This window comes from Sulfitobacter sp. EhC04 (assembly GCF_001650875.1).
Taxonomy (GTDB): Bacteria; Pseudomonadota; Alphaproteobacteria; order Rhodobacterales; family Rhodobacteraceae; genus Sulfitobacter.
In genome coordinates this window covers 210,999-223,718 of record NZ_LXYI01000009.1, presented here as the reverse complement: position 1 = coordinate 223,718, position 12,720 = coordinate 210,999, and the positions used below count along the sequence as shown (strand labels likewise).

Here is a 12,720-nt window from a genome sequence, read left to right as displayed (position 1 = left end):
CGCCGGGCAGGGGGCAAGGGCCTGGTTTCGGCCCTTGCCGCCCAGCTCAGCTTGCCGCCTTGCTGAGCGCCTGATCGAGGTCCGCAATCAGGTCGTCAGGGTCCTCGGTGCCGACGGAAATCCGCACGACATTGGGGCCTGCACCGGCGGCAACCTGCTGTTCGGTGCTGAGCTGGCGGTGCGTGGTGGAGGCCGAGTGGATCACCAGCGACCGGGTATCGCCGAGGTTGGCGACATGGCTGAAAATCTCAAGCGCTTCGACCAGTTTCACACAGGCTTCATAGCCGCCCTTGACCGCGATGGTGAACAGCGCACCGGCCCCCTTGGGGCAAAGCTTGGCCCCGCGCTCGTAATAGGGCGAGGATTTCAGACCGGCATAGGTCACCGCCTCGATCCGGTTGTCGTTTTCCAGCCATTCCGCGATCTTTTTGGCGTTGGCCACATGGCGGTCCATGCGCAGGGACAGGGTTTCGATCCCCATCAGGGTGTAATGCGCCGCCTGCGGGTTCATCGTCATGCCCAGATCGCGCAGCCCGATGGCAATGCCGTGGAACGTATAGGCCAGCGCGCCGAAGGTCTCGTGGAATTTCAGGCCGTGGTAGGCGGGTTCGGGTTGGCTGAGGGAGGGGAACTTGTCATTCGCGGACCAGTCGAATTTGCCTGAATCCACCACGCAGCCGCCGGTCACGGTGCCATTGCCGGTGAGGTATTTTGTGGTGGAATGTACCACCAGCGTCGCGCCGTGTTCGATCGGGCGGCAGAGATAGGGCGTGGCGGAGGTGTTGTCGATGATCAGCGGCACGCCGGCCTCGTCCGCGATGTCCGCAATGGCGCGCACGTCCATGATATGGCCGCCGGGGTTCGCAATCACCTCGCCAAAGATGGCGCGGGTGTCGTCATCCACCGCCGCCCGGACCGCATCGAGGTCGTCGAAATCGACGAATTTGCAGGACCAGCCAAAGCGTTTGATGGTCTGGCTGAACTGGGTGACGGTGCCGCCGTAAAGCCGGGTGGAGGCGATGATGTTCTTGCCCGGACCCATCAGCGGAAAGATCGCCATGATCTGGGCCGCATGGCCTGAAGAGCAGCAGACCGCGCCGACGCCACCTTCGAGGGTGGCGATGCGTTCCTGCAGCACGGCGACGGTGGGGTTGGTCAGGCGCGAGTAGATGAAGCCGACTTCCTGCAGGTTGAACAGCGCCGCTGCATGGTCGGTGTCGCGGAACACATAGGCGGTGGTCTGGTAGATCGGCGTCTGGCGCGCCCCGGTGGCGGGGTCGGGGCGGGCGCCCGCGTGGATTTGCAGCGTATCAAAGCCGTAGGTCGGTCCGTCGGTCATGGTCTCTCTCCCAAGAATGTTTGCGATATGGGTAAGCGATTGGCCCGTGCCGCACAAGGGAGCGGCGTTGGTGTTGGCTGGTCGCGGGCGTGATCAAAAGGCGCGGCTGCGCCGCATGCGATTATTGGTGCCTGTGGCTTGCCTGAGCCCCTGGGGGCAGCGCTGTGCGGATGCTGGCGGGGCGCTGTGTATTTGGGGGAACAATGAAGCGGATCAGCGAATCCAGAAGCCGTTTTTCTTGATCCGGTTGCGGATCGCCTGTTCCTTGCGCGGCAGGTCGTTCTGATCGAAAAGCGCGCGCACCTTGTGGCCCCGGCTTTGGTAGACCGTGCGTTTGACCGCTTCGGAGCCCTTGAGCACCTTCTTGAGCTTGTTGGGGGCGGTGACCCGTTCCAGCACCTCGATCGCATGGTCGCTTTCGCGGGCGTAAAGCAGGGGCAGCAGGCGGTAGTGGCAGGTGACGCTGCCGTCCAGCAGGCCCGGCGGCAGGGTGTCCTTGCCGCCGCCCAATGCGTGGATGACCAGCGGCAGGGCGATCTGGTCAAGCCAGGGATCGAAGCTTTGGGCGCAGAGTGCGACCGGGGGGGTGTCGCGGATCGCCAGGGCGTATTGCAGGAATTTCTCGCCAAAGACATGGGGGCAGCGGTAATAGAAGAACCCGGCGTTGAAGTAGAGGTAGCGCTGCCAGTATTCGTCGGGCTGGGTCAGGTCGAGGCTGCTGTCGAAATCCAGGCCGAACTTGTCATAAAGGCTTTGCCACAGGCCCGCGTAGCCTGGCCCGTAAAGCTGGGGGATCGGCCATGTGCCTTCGCGGCGCAGCGAGGCGCTGGGGCGGTCGAAGTCGAAAGGGACCGTGGTAAGGTCGCCCGTGATCAGCGTGTCGGTGTCGAAAAAGACGAATGGTTCGCCCTTTGGCAGGGCGCTGAGCATCTCGATCTTGTTGCCATAGGGATAGCTGCTGCCGAAGTATGTGCTGTCGAAGGGGATGATTTCTGCCCCCAGGTCGGCCAGGGCGGCGCGGATGTCGGCGGCCTGAATCCGGGGGTCGGATTTCCACAGCGGGCCGGGTTGCGGTTCCATCACCAGCAGGCGACCTTTGAAATCCGGGCTCATCTCGCGCAGGGAGGCGGCAAAGATCAGGGCCTCGTAGGACAGCCGTCCGGCCTGTCCCACGATGGCGATGTTGTAGGTTTGCGATTGCACGGGTTTGCGTGCCATACTTCGATTGCCCCTGTGACCTGCCCGGTTTTTTCTTAGGGTGACTATAGGGGTTTATGCAATTTCGCAAAAGGCGGCATTTGGGCCGGGAGTGAGGGATTGAAATGATGTTGGATTTCTTTTTTGCCATTTTGGCGGCAGGTGTGCATGGGGTGGGCGAAGACACGCCCAGGCCCATGGAAACGGCGGTGGCCGAGGCTGTGGCACCGGCGGCACCGGCTGAGCCGCCCGCCAGTGTTTCGGTCGGCCAGGGATCGGTTGTGATCGGGCAGGGGGCCTTGCTGGAGGGGGTGCCTGCCACGCCTGCACCCGCCGCGACGCCTGCACCGGCTGTTGCGGCCCCTGCACCGGCAGCCCCGCCGCCCGCGCAGAACCCCTTCAACATGGCTGTGGTGCCTGCGGGCCTTGTGGCAGAGCCGCAGACCCCCAGTGGCAAGTTCACCACCGCGACCGAAATCAAGCCGATCCTGAATGCGACAAAGGGCAATTGGGTGGCCGTGCGCCAGTACGATGGCAAGGACCTGCTGTATATCACCCATCTGTGGAGCTGGCGCTGCGGTCTGGCTGCGGTCGCGATTTCCGTGAACGGCGAGGCGATGCAGAACTGGCCCTTGCCGCCCTGCCATCTGGAATATGCGACACCCAATGCGATCCTCGAAGAGGACGGGTTACCCTATCTGTCCTTGCGGGAGGGGGCGGTCGAGAGCATCACGATCCAGATCGTCTATGACGATCTGAGCATGGATGTGGCCAGTTTCGACCGTGGTGCTGTTCTGATCCCATGACCCAATGCACCTGCGGTGGCGCGGTCAGATATCCTTCATCAGTCTGAGCGCGTCATAGATCGCCGCATGGGTGTTGCGCGATGAGACGGCATCGCCGATCCGGAACAGTTGATAGCTGCCCTCGGGGTTGCGGGTGATCGTCTGGGGCTGGCCTGCAATCAATGCGCTGTGGTCGACTTCGCCGCCATTGCGCGAGGCCGCGCGCAGGTCGAAATAGAGATCGTCCAGCGGGCGGGTCCCGTAATTGACCACCACCTGATCATAGCTCGCCTGATAGCTGTGATCGCTGTAGTCCGTCCCGATGGTCGCGGTCAGGCGGTTGCCGTCGCGGATGACATCCAGCAGGCGGCGGGTGACGGTAAAGGTCACATCCTTGTCCGACAGGTTCTTGAGGTAGGGCGTCAGCGTCATCCCCATCACCTCGGGGGCGAAGGTGCGGTCCGGTGTCATCACCTCGACCTTCGAACCGGCTTCGGCGGCGATTTCGGCGGCCTGCAGGGCCGGGTGGTCGCCGCTCTCGTCGTAGATCAGCACATGGCCCGCCGGTTTCACGTCGCCTGCGATCAGATCCCAGGCTGTGACGACCTCCGGCAGGTCGCCCTTGGTTTCGTACAGCTCCGTATTGGGCAGGCCGCCGGTGGCGACGATCACAACATCGGGGTTCAGCGCCAGGACATCTGCCGCCTCGGCCCATGTATCGAAGTGGAATGTGACGTCGCGCGCCATGCATTGCGCCATGCGCCAGTCGATGATGCCGATCATGTCGCGGCGGCGCGGGCTTTGCGCGGTCAGGCGGATCTGGCCACCGGGGAGCGGGGCGGCTTCGAAGACGGTCACATCATGGCCCCGTTCGGCGGCGACGCGCGCGGCCTCCAGCCCGGCGGGGCCTGCGCCCACGATCACGATTTTGCGGCGCTTGGTCGCGGGGGGGATGCGGTGCGGCATGGTCAGTTCGCGCCCGGTGGCGGCATTGTGGATGCACAATGCCTCGCCGGCCTGATAGATGCGGTCGAGACAATAGGTGGCCCCGACGCAGGGGCGGATGTCGTCTTCGCGCCCTTCCACGATCTTCTGCACGATATGGGGGTCGGCCATATGCGCGCGGGTCATGCCGACCATGTCGAGCAGCCCGGCCCGCACCGCGTGGCGGGCTGTCGCGACGTCTGGGATCTTGGCGGCGTGAAACACCGGCAGGTCCGCGATCTGTTTGATGCGGCCTGCAAAATCCAGATGCGGGGCAGACTGCATGCCCTGCACCGGGATCACGTTGACCATCGCCGGGTCACTGTGGACCCGCCCCCGGATCACGTTGAGGAAATCAAGCTGCCCGTCAGCACAGAGCCTTTTGGTGATCTCGATCCCTTCCGCTTCGTCGATGCCACCCTTTTGCGCCTCGTCGGCGGTGTAGCGGAAGCCGACGATGAAATCCCTGCCCACCCGTTTGCGCAGGGCGCTCAGCACATCCATGGGAAAGCGCATGCGGTTTTCCAGGGTATCGGCGCCGTAGGGGCCGGTCAGCTGGTTGGTCAGCGGTGACCAGAACTGATCGAGAAGGTGGCCGTAGACTTCCAGTTCGATCCCGTCCATGCCGCCCGCCTGCATCCGTTCGGCAGCATCGGCGAAGTCGTTGATGATGCGTTCAATATCCCAATCCTCGACCAGCTTGGGAAAGGCGCGGTGCGCGGCTTCCCGGTGCCGGGTGGAGGAGACGGAGGGCAGCCAGTCGCCCGTGTTCCAGACAGTTCGGCGGCCCAGATGGGTCAGTTGGATCATGACCGCACAGCCATGGGCGTGCAGGGCATCGGTCAGGTCACGGGTATAAGGCACGACCTCGTCCCGATAGGCGAGGATGTTGTTGAACACCGGCGGGCTGTCCCGCGCGACAGAAGCCGAGCCGGCAGTCATTGCCATGGCCACGCCCGCCTTTGCCCGTTCCTCATGATAGGCGATGTAGCGGTCCCGGGGCATGCCGTCCTGCGCATAGGCCGGTTCATGGGCGGTTGTCATGATCCGGTTCTTCAGGGTCAGGTGCTTGATCTGGAAGGGTTGTAGCAGGGGATCGGTGGACATTGGGGGGACCTTGGGTTGCGGAGCGTTTCCGCGACCGTCTCCGAGCGGGCGGCGGTCTGTCAATCGTCAATCGGTCCGGGGAAGGCGGCCAGGTCGCTGGAAAAGTGGTGGGCGACCCTGGAATCGAACCCGGGCAGTGCGTCTCCGCGAGGGAACCGCAGGTGGCCCCTGCCATATGGGGGGGGCAGGAACGATCCGGGGGATCGTTCGGGTCGGGCGCGCGCCCAGGATAATGGGGAAGCTGACCTTAACGGATGGGAGGAAAGTGGTGGGCGACCCTGGAATCGAACCAGGCGTGCGTCTCCGCGAGGGAGTTACAGTCCCCTGCCACACCTTGCGGCCTGTCGCCCACTTACGCCTGATGCATTGCGCCCGGCGTGGGGGCGTGATTACAAGCGACCCTGAGAGGCGTCAAGGCGAAATTGACGCCGGTGGGGCCGGTCGGGCCAAACGGGGATGATGCGATGAAAAAGCCGAAATGGGTGGTCCAGAAAGAGCAGGACAAGAAAGCCGAGGCGCAGGCGACGGTCTGGCTGTTCGGCCTGCATGCGGTGCGCGACGCCCTGGTCAATCCGGAACGGGAAAAGCTGACACTGATGGTCACGCCAAATGCGCTGGCCAAGCTGGAAGATGCGGTTGCCGAAGCCGGTATCACGCCGGAGGTTGTGGACCCGCGCAAGTTCCGCCCGCCGCTTGACCCTTCGTCGGTGCATCAGGGCGCGGTGCTTGAGGTCAAGCCGCTGAACTGGGGCCGGCTGGAGGATGTCTGCATCGGGCAAACCACCGCGCCGCGCGTGCTGCTGCTGGACCGGGTCACGGACCCGCATAACGTAGGCGCGATCCTGCGCTCTGCCGAGGTGTTGGGGGCGTCTGCCGTGATCGGAACGCGCCACCATTCCGCGCCCGAAACCGGCGCGCTTGCCAAAACGGCGTCAGGCGCGCTGGAGCGTCAACCCTATCTGCGGGTGCGCAACCTGGCTGATGCGATCCGGGCCTTGCAAGGCATGGGTTATCTGGTGCTGGGGCTGGACGGGGAAGCGGAGGTGACCATCGAGGCCGCTGTGGAGGGGCGGCGCGACCGTCCCGTGGCGCTGGTGCTGGGGGCCGAGGGGCCGGGTTTGCGCGAGAAAACACGCGAGACCGTCGATGCCCTGGTACGGATTGACGCAGCCGGTCAATTCGGATCGCTCAACGTCTCAAATGCTGCGGCGATTGCCCTATATGCTGTCAGAGAAAACGGCTGACGGAGCAGAGATTTGGGCTATCCGACAAAGATCGCAACCTGCTGCTATTGCGGGACACGCGCGGCGCTGACGCTGGACCGGGGTCGGCATGAACTGTCCTGTGCGCGCTGTGCTGCCCCCTTGCATGACCTCAAGGCGCTGCCGGTGGCCGATGTGCGCCCGAAACCAGCGGTCAGCCATCTACCGGGATTGCGCCAGTTTCCCGTCGCAAGGAAAGCCGCTGAAAAAGCCAGCCGGAAACCCCGGAAGGTGAAGCCGCGCAAATCGCTGTTTCGCCGCATGGCCGAAGAGGCCTTTGACGTGGTCGAGGATATTTTCGATTGATCGGGGGGATCGGGCGGGATCATGTGGCAGGCCGGGCTCGGCGGAATATTGCCCGGTGTTCACCCGATCTTCACAAAATTGCGCGCCCCCTTTTTCTGCCTCTGAGGATGCCTATCTTTGAGGTAAGACGGCGGGCCCGGAACGCCCGCGCGTCATTTTACTGTCCCTCGTTCCGTACCTCACGCGCCCCCTGATTTTTTCAGGTGGGCGCTTTTTTATGAAATGATTGCAGGATAGGGTTTGCCGATGAATTATTCCGACGCCTTGCTGAAAGAGATTTTGACCCGGACCAAGCGGATCGCGGTGGTGGGGGTGTCGCTGAACCAGGTGCGGCCGAGCTATTATGTGGCGCGCTACCTGGGGCTGCGCGGCTATTCGGTGATCCCGGTCAACCCGGTGCATGAAGGTGCACAGGTTTTTGGCCGCGACGTGTTGGGATCGCTCTCGCAGATCGAGGGCGGGGTCGACATGGTCGATATCTTTCGCCGGTCCGAAGCGGTGCCCGAGATCGTCGAGGAGGCGCTGGCGTGTTTTCCCGATCTGCAGACCATCTGGATGCAGGTCGGTGTCGAGCACGCCGAAGCCGCGGCAATGGCAGAGGCGCGGGGTGTGACGGTGATCCAGAACCGCTGTCCCAAGATCGAATACCAGCGGCTGCATGGCGAATTGCGGATGGGCGGCTTTGCCACGGGGATGATTTCCAGCAAGCTGTGATCCCATGGTCGCGCTGCGCGCGGCACGATCTGATTTTGCTGATGAGGGGGCTTTGCCCCCTCAAACTCCCCCCGAGTATTTCAGGCATAAAGAAGAGGATCAGCGGGAAGCTTTTTCAGCGAGGCCGGATTGCGACTGGCGGCGGGCAAGTTCATCCATCACGTCAGACAGGGGGACATCGCGCGCGGCGAGCATGACCAGCAGATGGTAGAGCACATCGGCGGCCTCCGAGGTGAGGCGTTCGCGGTCGCCCTTGACCGCTTCGATGATCGCCTCGATGGCTTCCTCGCCGAATTTCTCGGCGCATTTTTCGGGGCCTTTTGCCAGCAATTGGGCGGTCCAGCTGCTGTCGGGGGCGGCACCCTTGCGGGCGAGGATTGTGCGATAGAGGTCGTCGAGCGTTGGTGTCACCTGGGTCATGTCAGCCTCATCGGGATGCCGGCAGCGGCCATGTGCTGTTTGGCCTCGTGAATGGTGAATTCGCCGAAATGGAAGATCGAGGCGGCCAGCACGGCGGATGCGCCGCCCTTGGTGACGCCTTCGACAAGGTGATCGAGGGTGCCGACGCCGCCGGAGGCGATCACCGGCACATTTACCGCGTCAGAGATGGCGCGGGTCAGAGGCAGGTTGAAGCCGGATTTGGTGCCGTCGCGGTCCATCGAGGTGAGCAGGATTTCACCGGCGCCTTTTTCGGTGACCGTGCGGGCAAAGTCGACGGCGTCGATGCCGGTGGATTTGCGGCCGCCATGGGTGAAGATTTCCCATTTGCCGGGGCTCACGGTCTTGGCGTCGATGGCAACCACGATGCACTGGCTGCCGAAATGGTCCGCAGCCTCGGCCACCACATCGGGGTTGGCAACGGCGGCGGAGTTGAAGCTGACCTTGTCGGCCCCGGCCAGCAGGAGTGCCCGCACATCCGCCGGGGTCCGCACGCCGCCGCCAACCGTGAGGGGGATGTAGCAATGTTCGGCGGTCCGGCGCACCAGGTCGAACATCGTGCCGCGGTTCTCATGGGTGGCGTGGATGTCGAGAAAGCACAGCTCGTCCGCGCCCGCGGCGTCATAGGCGATGGCCGCATCGACGGGATCGCCCGCATCGCGCAGTCCGACGAAGTTCACGCCCTTGACCACGCGGCCATCGGCGACGTCGAGGCAGGGGATGATGCGGGTTTTCAGCATGTCTTGGGTCCGGGTGTGGGGCGGGGGCGGAGTGTGTATTTTGGGAACAATGAAATCATCGGGACAGGGTTGTCAGCGCAGTGGCAAGATCAATTGCACCGTCATAGAGGGCGCGGCCCGAGATGGCACCTTCGATCACGCCAGTGTCGCGCAGGGCGATCAGATCATCAAGTGAGGACACACCGCCGGAGGCGATGACGGGAATGCTGACCGCGCGGGCCAGGGCAGCGGTGGCGTCGATATTGGGGCCGCCCATGGCCCCGTCGCGCATGATGTCGGTGTAGATTATTGCGGCGACGCCCGCGTCCTCGAAAGACTTGGCAAGGTCGGTGACCAGCACATCGGTTTCAGTGGCCCAGCCTTTGGTCGCGACGCGGCCTTCGCGCGCGTCGATGCCGACGGCGACCTTGCCAGGAAAGGCGCGGGCGGCGTCGCGCACCAGATCGGGGTTTTCCACGGCGACCGTGCCGAGGATGACGCGCGCAAGCCCCTTGTCGAGCCAGCGTTCGATGGTGGCCATGTCACGGATGCCGCCGCCCAGCTGGGCGGGGACCTTGCAGGCTTTCAGGATCGCCTCGACCGGGGCGGCATTGACCGGGGTGCCTGCAAAGGCACCGTTGAGGTCCACCAGATGCAGCCAGGTGCAGCCGGCGTCGACAAAACTGCGGGCCTGGGCGGCGGGATCGTCGTTGAAGACGGTGGAACGGTCCATGTCACCGTGAACCAGGCGCACGGCCTGTCCGTCCTTGAGGTCGATGGCGGGATAGAGGATCATGGGCGGGTCCTGTGCTGCGTTGTCAGCGCGGTTTTGCACGCGTGGGCGGGATTTGCAACGCGACCCGAGGTCAGGCTTGCCAGAAACCGGGCGCTGATCCAGACTATGCCGCAAAAGGGGAGGATATTTCATGAAAAAACTGATGACGGCGGCGCTGCTGGCCTTTGGTCTGGCGGGGACGGCACAGGCGGCGGACCCGGCGGTTGGCACCTGGCAGACGCAGGTGGATGATGGCGCCTATGCCCATGTGAAGATGGCCCCCTGTGGCGGCGCGATTTGCGGCACCATTGCGCGGACCTTCAACGATAGCGGTGAATACAAGTCGCCCAACCTTGGCAAGACGCTGGTGATCGACATGAAGCCGGAAGGCGGCGGGAATTACGCGGGCAAGGTCTGGCGACCGTCGAACGGAAAGATCTACATCGGCAAGATGAATGTCTCTGGCAATGCGTTGAAGCTGTCGGGATGCGTTGCGGGTGGGCTGATCTGTTCGAAACAGACCTGGAAGCGGATCAACTGATCCGCATTCCGGCCATTGCGCCGGGGTGCAGTGTTCTGGAGCCCGCGCCGGTCATGCCGCGACATGCAGGACGCTCGTCTGGACGCGGAACGGATCGTCTTGCCTGAACCCTGCAGCGTCCCGCCTTTAGCCAAAAGCAGATCACATCGCCAATGTCCCGAGAGCGCGCAGCGCGGCAGGGTATTGGCGTTTCAAGTTCAAGGCGGGGCGCTTTAAGGTGCCCATTTCAGGAAGTTCGAGATCAGCCGCAATCCGGTGGTCTGCGATTTTTCCGGGTGGAACTGCATGCCCAGCATGGTGTCGCGCCCGATGATGGCGGTAACGTCGCCGGCATAATCGACATGGGCCAGCCGCTGGGCCGGGTTGGTCACTGCCATGTGGTAGGAATGCACGAAATAGGCGTGGTCGCCAGTCTCGATACCGTCAAAGACCGGGTGCGGATGGTCGATCACCAGATCGTTCCAGCCCATGTGGGGGACCTTCAGGCTGCGGTCACTGGGCGTGATGCGCGTGACCTCGCCGCCGATCCAGTCCAGGCCCGGCGTATCGTGGTATTCACGGCCCATGGTGGCCATCAACTGCATGCCGACGCAGATGCCGAGAAATGGGCGGCCTTTGGCCTCTACCGCCTCGACCATGGCATCAAAGACGCCACCTGCGCCCTTGAGCGCCGCCATGCAGGCGGGAAAGGCCCCGTCGCCCGGCAGCACGATCCGGTCGGCGCGCGCCACCACATCGGCGTCGGAGGTGACGGTGACCTCGCCCGCGTCCGCTTCGCGGGCCATGCGTTCGAAGGCCTTGTGGGCGGAATGCAGGTTGCCGCTTTCATAGTCGATGATGGCGGTCAGCATGGGCTTTGGTCCCTTTGTGCACGGTGGGCTTGAAGTGATGTCCCGAGGGCCGCAGCGGATGGCCTGGGGCAGGGTGGGCCTGCGGGTCGCGAATGAAGACATGTCATAAATGACATGTCTTCATTGGGGTGTCCGGGGTCAAGGGAGGGTAAAGGCGAGAATTCCCTGTTCAGAAAGGATGGGTCTTGCGCGGCGGTGGTCAGACGGCTGGCATATCGCGGCGCACTTTTCGGCGCTTGGTGGCTGTCCGGATCTGTCATCCCCTGCATCCGGATCAAAGCGCACCCTTCGTCGACGGGATATCGCCCGATTTGCGCGGATCGACTTCGACCGCCTCGCGCAGCGCACGGGCGACGGATTTGAATGCCGCCTCGACGATGTGGTGGCTGTTCAGCCCATGCAGCATGTCAACATGCAGGGTGATGCCGCCCTGCGTGCTGAAAGCCTGAAAGAATTCACGCACCAGCTCCGTGTCGAATGTGCCGATCTTGTCGGTTGGCAGATCGACATTCCACACCAGGAAAGGCCGGGCCGACAGGTCAAGCGCAGAGCGCACGAGCGCATCATCCATCGGCAGCAGGCAGGACCCGTAACGCCGTATGCCGCGTTTGTCCCCCAGCGCCCCGGCCAGCGCCTGGCCCAGCGTGATGCCCACATCCTCGACCGTGTGGTGATCGTCGATGTGCAGATCGCCGGTGGCGCGCACTTTCATGTCGATCAGCGAATGGCGCGCCAGCTGGTCCAGCATGTGATCAAAGAAACCCACGCCGGTCTGGTTGTCATAGCTGCCGGTGCCGTCAAGATTGATCTCGACGCTTACATCGGTTTCGGCTGTGGTGCGGGTCAGGCTGGTCTGGCGCATATCGGGCCCCTCTGGCTGGCGTCAGCAGCCTTATAGCAGCGCTGGCCCAGACGCCAAGGCCGGAAGAGGGATTGCAGGCGACCGGGCCTTGTGTCAGCCTGAGCGCAACGCAATTTTCGAGGGTCCGATGACCACCTGTGTTTTTATCCAGATCAGATGCCGCCCCGGTACAACCTACCGTGTGGCAGAGGAAATTGCCCTGCGCGAGATCCATTCCGAACTCTATTCGACGTCAGGCGAATACGACCTGCTGATGAAGCTTTATATCCCCAAGGGGGAGGACGTTGGCGTGTTCATCAATGACCACCTGCTGACCATCGAGGGGATCGAGAGGTCGATGACCACCATGACCTTCAAGGTCTTTTGATGGTCCGTCAGACCTTTCTCGGAACGCTGGTACTTGTTTTCTCTGTCGCCGCCGGGCCGGGCATGGCGGCCGAAAAGGTCTATGAGGGCAAGGAGGCCGCGGCGCTGCGCTGTTCCAATACGCTGGCGCTGACCGCTGTGGCGCTTGCGGGGGCTGAATTGATCAGCGTTGAGGAAAAAGAGGTGATGCTGGGTGTGACGATCCTGATCCTGGAACGCCATGTCAGCGGGACCTGGGCCCAGAAAAAGGCGGCAATGGCGGTGGTGCGCGACCGGCGATCGGTGACCGATACGCTGGAAGACTACCGTCGCAATGCCGCCCGTTGCCTGAGCCAGTTTCCAATCAACTGAGGCCGGTGGGTCAAGGCCTTTCAGCCTTGCTGGGAGATACCGTTGCTAGAGCGATGGCGAGGAAATCGGCAACGATTTCCGACTCGGACATCGCGCAATATCAAAGGGATAGAGCACCGCCAT

The 12,720-nt window shown here is 63.3% G+C and carries 15 protein-coding genes and 1 tRNA gene; 7 read left to right on the top strand and 9 right to left on the bottom strand.

Translation table 11 applies throughout. The annotated features are described in order from the left end of the window. Positions 1-46: 46 nt before the first annotated feature. On the bottom strand, positions 47-1,339 hold the full coding sequence (locus tag A8B82_RS05370) for an O-acetylhomoserine aminocarboxypropyltransferase/cysteine synthase family protein (RefSeq protein WP_067289170.1): 1,293 nt from the start codon (positions 1,337-1,339) through the stop codon (positions 47-49). 213 nt (positions 1,340-1,552) lie between these two features. Continuing rightward, positions 1,553-2,557: a hypothetical protein gene (locus A8B82_RS05365; RefSeq protein WP_067289165.1), complete on the bottom strand. Its 1,005-nt coding sequence runs from the start codon at positions 2,555-2,557 to the stop codon at positions 1,553-1,555. A 107-nt stretch (positions 2,558-2,664) separates the two neighbouring features. Here A8B82_RS05365 and A8B82_RS24475 point away from each other — a divergent pair, with 107 nt between their 5' ends. Continuing rightward, the gene (locus A8B82_RS24475) at positions 2,665-3,342 is read left to right on the top strand and encodes a hypothetical protein (RefSeq protein ID WP_235604619.1); all 678 of its coding nucleotides are present in this window, start codon (positions 2,665-2,667) and stop codon (positions 3,340-3,342) included. Between the two features lie 24 nt (positions 3,343-3,366). Here the strand turns inward: A8B82_RS24475 and A8B82_RS05355 are convergent, their stop codons facing one another. Continuing rightward, positions 3,367-5,412: an NADH:flavin oxidoreductase gene (locus A8B82_RS05355; protein ID WP_067289162.1), complete on the bottom strand. Its 2,046-nt coding sequence runs from the start codon at positions 5,410-5,412 to the stop codon at positions 3,367-3,369. A gap of 266 nt (positions 5,413-5,678) precedes the next feature. After that, a tRNA-Tyr gene (locus A8B82_RS24100) sits at positions 5,679-5,762 on the bottom strand. A gap of 114 nt (positions 5,763-5,876) precedes the next feature. Between A8B82_RS24100 and rlmB the strand changes: the two genes are divergently transcribed. From rlmB to A8B82_RS05340, 3 genes are all read left to right on the top strand, one after another. Continuing rightward, positions 5,877-6,656 (top strand): 23S rRNA (guanosine(2251)-2'-O)-methyltransferase RlmB, encoded by a 780-nt coding sequence (gene rlmB / locus A8B82_RS05350; RefSeq protein ID WP_067289159.1) that lies wholly within the window; start codon positions 5,877-5,879, stop codon positions 6,654-6,656. A 12-nt stretch (positions 6,657-6,668) separates the two neighbouring features. Beyond that, positions 6,669-6,980: a hypothetical protein gene (locus A8B82_RS05345; RefSeq protein ID WP_067289156.1), complete on the top strand. Its 312-nt coding sequence runs from the start codon at positions 6,669-6,671 to the stop codon at positions 6,978-6,980. A 246-nt stretch (positions 6,981-7,226) separates the two neighbouring features. After that, positions 7,227-7,694: a CoA-binding protein gene (locus A8B82_RS05340; protein ID WP_067289154.1), complete on the top strand. Its 468-nt coding sequence runs from the start codon at positions 7,227-7,229 to the stop codon at positions 7,692-7,694. A 99-nt stretch (positions 7,695-7,793) separates the two neighbouring features. On the opposite strand, the gene A8B82_RS05335 is transcribed toward A8B82_RS05340, so the two are convergent. From A8B82_RS05335 to hisA, 3 genes are read right to left on the bottom strand one after another with little or no spacing between them, the layout of a single operon-like run. Then, complete coding sequence (locus A8B82_RS05335) at positions 7,794-8,114, bottom strand: phosphoribosyl-ATP diphosphatase (RefSeq protein ID WP_067289151.1); 321 nt, start codon at positions 8,112-8,114, stop codon at positions 7,794-7,796. Then, a complete protein-coding gene (hisF, locus tag A8B82_RS05330; protein ID WP_067289148.1) occupies positions 8,111-8,872 on the bottom strand; it encodes an imidazole glycerol phosphate synthase subunit HisF in 762 nt (253 codons plus the stop codon). Before hisF ends, A8B82_RS05335 begins: the two co-directional genes overlap by 4 nt. A gap of 55 nt (positions 8,873-8,927) precedes the next feature. After that, the gene (gene hisA / locus A8B82_RS05325; RefSeq protein ID WP_067289145.1) at positions 8,928-9,647 is read right to left on the bottom strand and encodes a 1-(5-phosphoribosyl)-5-[(5-phosphoribosylamino)methylideneamino]imidazole-4-carboxamide isomerase; all 720 of its coding nucleotides are present in this window, start codon (positions 9,645-9,647) and stop codon (positions 8,928-8,930) included. 130 nt (positions 9,648-9,777) lie between these two features. On the opposite strand from hisA, the gene A8B82_RS05320 reads away from it, so the two are divergent. After that, entirely contained in the window at positions 9,778-10,167 is a 390-nt protein-coding gene (locus A8B82_RS05320) for a DUF2147 domain-containing protein (protein WP_067289143.1), read from the top strand. A gap of 212 nt (positions 10,168-10,379) precedes the next feature. Here A8B82_RS05320 and hisH read toward each other — a convergent pair whose 3' ends face one another. Both hisH and hisB read right to left on the bottom strand, forming a co-directional pair. Further along, positions 10,380-11,018 (bottom strand): imidazole glycerol phosphate synthase subunit HisH, encoded by a 639-nt coding sequence (hisH, locus tag A8B82_RS05315; RefSeq protein ID WP_067289140.1) that lies wholly within the window; start codon positions 11,016-11,018, stop codon positions 10,380-10,382. A 274-nt stretch (positions 11,019-11,292) separates the two neighbouring features. Beyond that, positions 11,293-11,880: an imidazoleglycerol-phosphate dehydratase HisB gene (gene hisB / locus A8B82_RS05310; protein ID WP_067289139.1), complete on the bottom strand. Its 588-nt coding sequence runs from the start codon at positions 11,878-11,880 to the stop codon at positions 11,293-11,295. A gap of 127 nt (positions 11,881-12,007) precedes the next feature. Here hisB and A8B82_RS05305 point away from each other — a divergent pair, with 127 nt between their 5' ends. Both A8B82_RS05305 and A8B82_RS05300 read left to right on the top strand, forming a co-directional pair. Beyond that, positions 12,008-12,247, top strand: a complete 240-nt coding sequence (locus A8B82_RS05305) for an Lrp/AsnC family transcriptional regulator (protein WP_067289136.1) — start codon at positions 12,008-12,010, stop codon at positions 12,245-12,247. Beyond that, entirely contained in the window at positions 12,247-12,597 is a 351-nt protein-coding gene (locus tag A8B82_RS05300; RefSeq protein WP_067289133.1) for a hypothetical protein, read from the top strand. Before A8B82_RS05305 ends, A8B82_RS05300 begins: the two co-directional genes overlap by 1 nt. Positions 12,598-12,720: the final 123 nt, after the last annotated feature.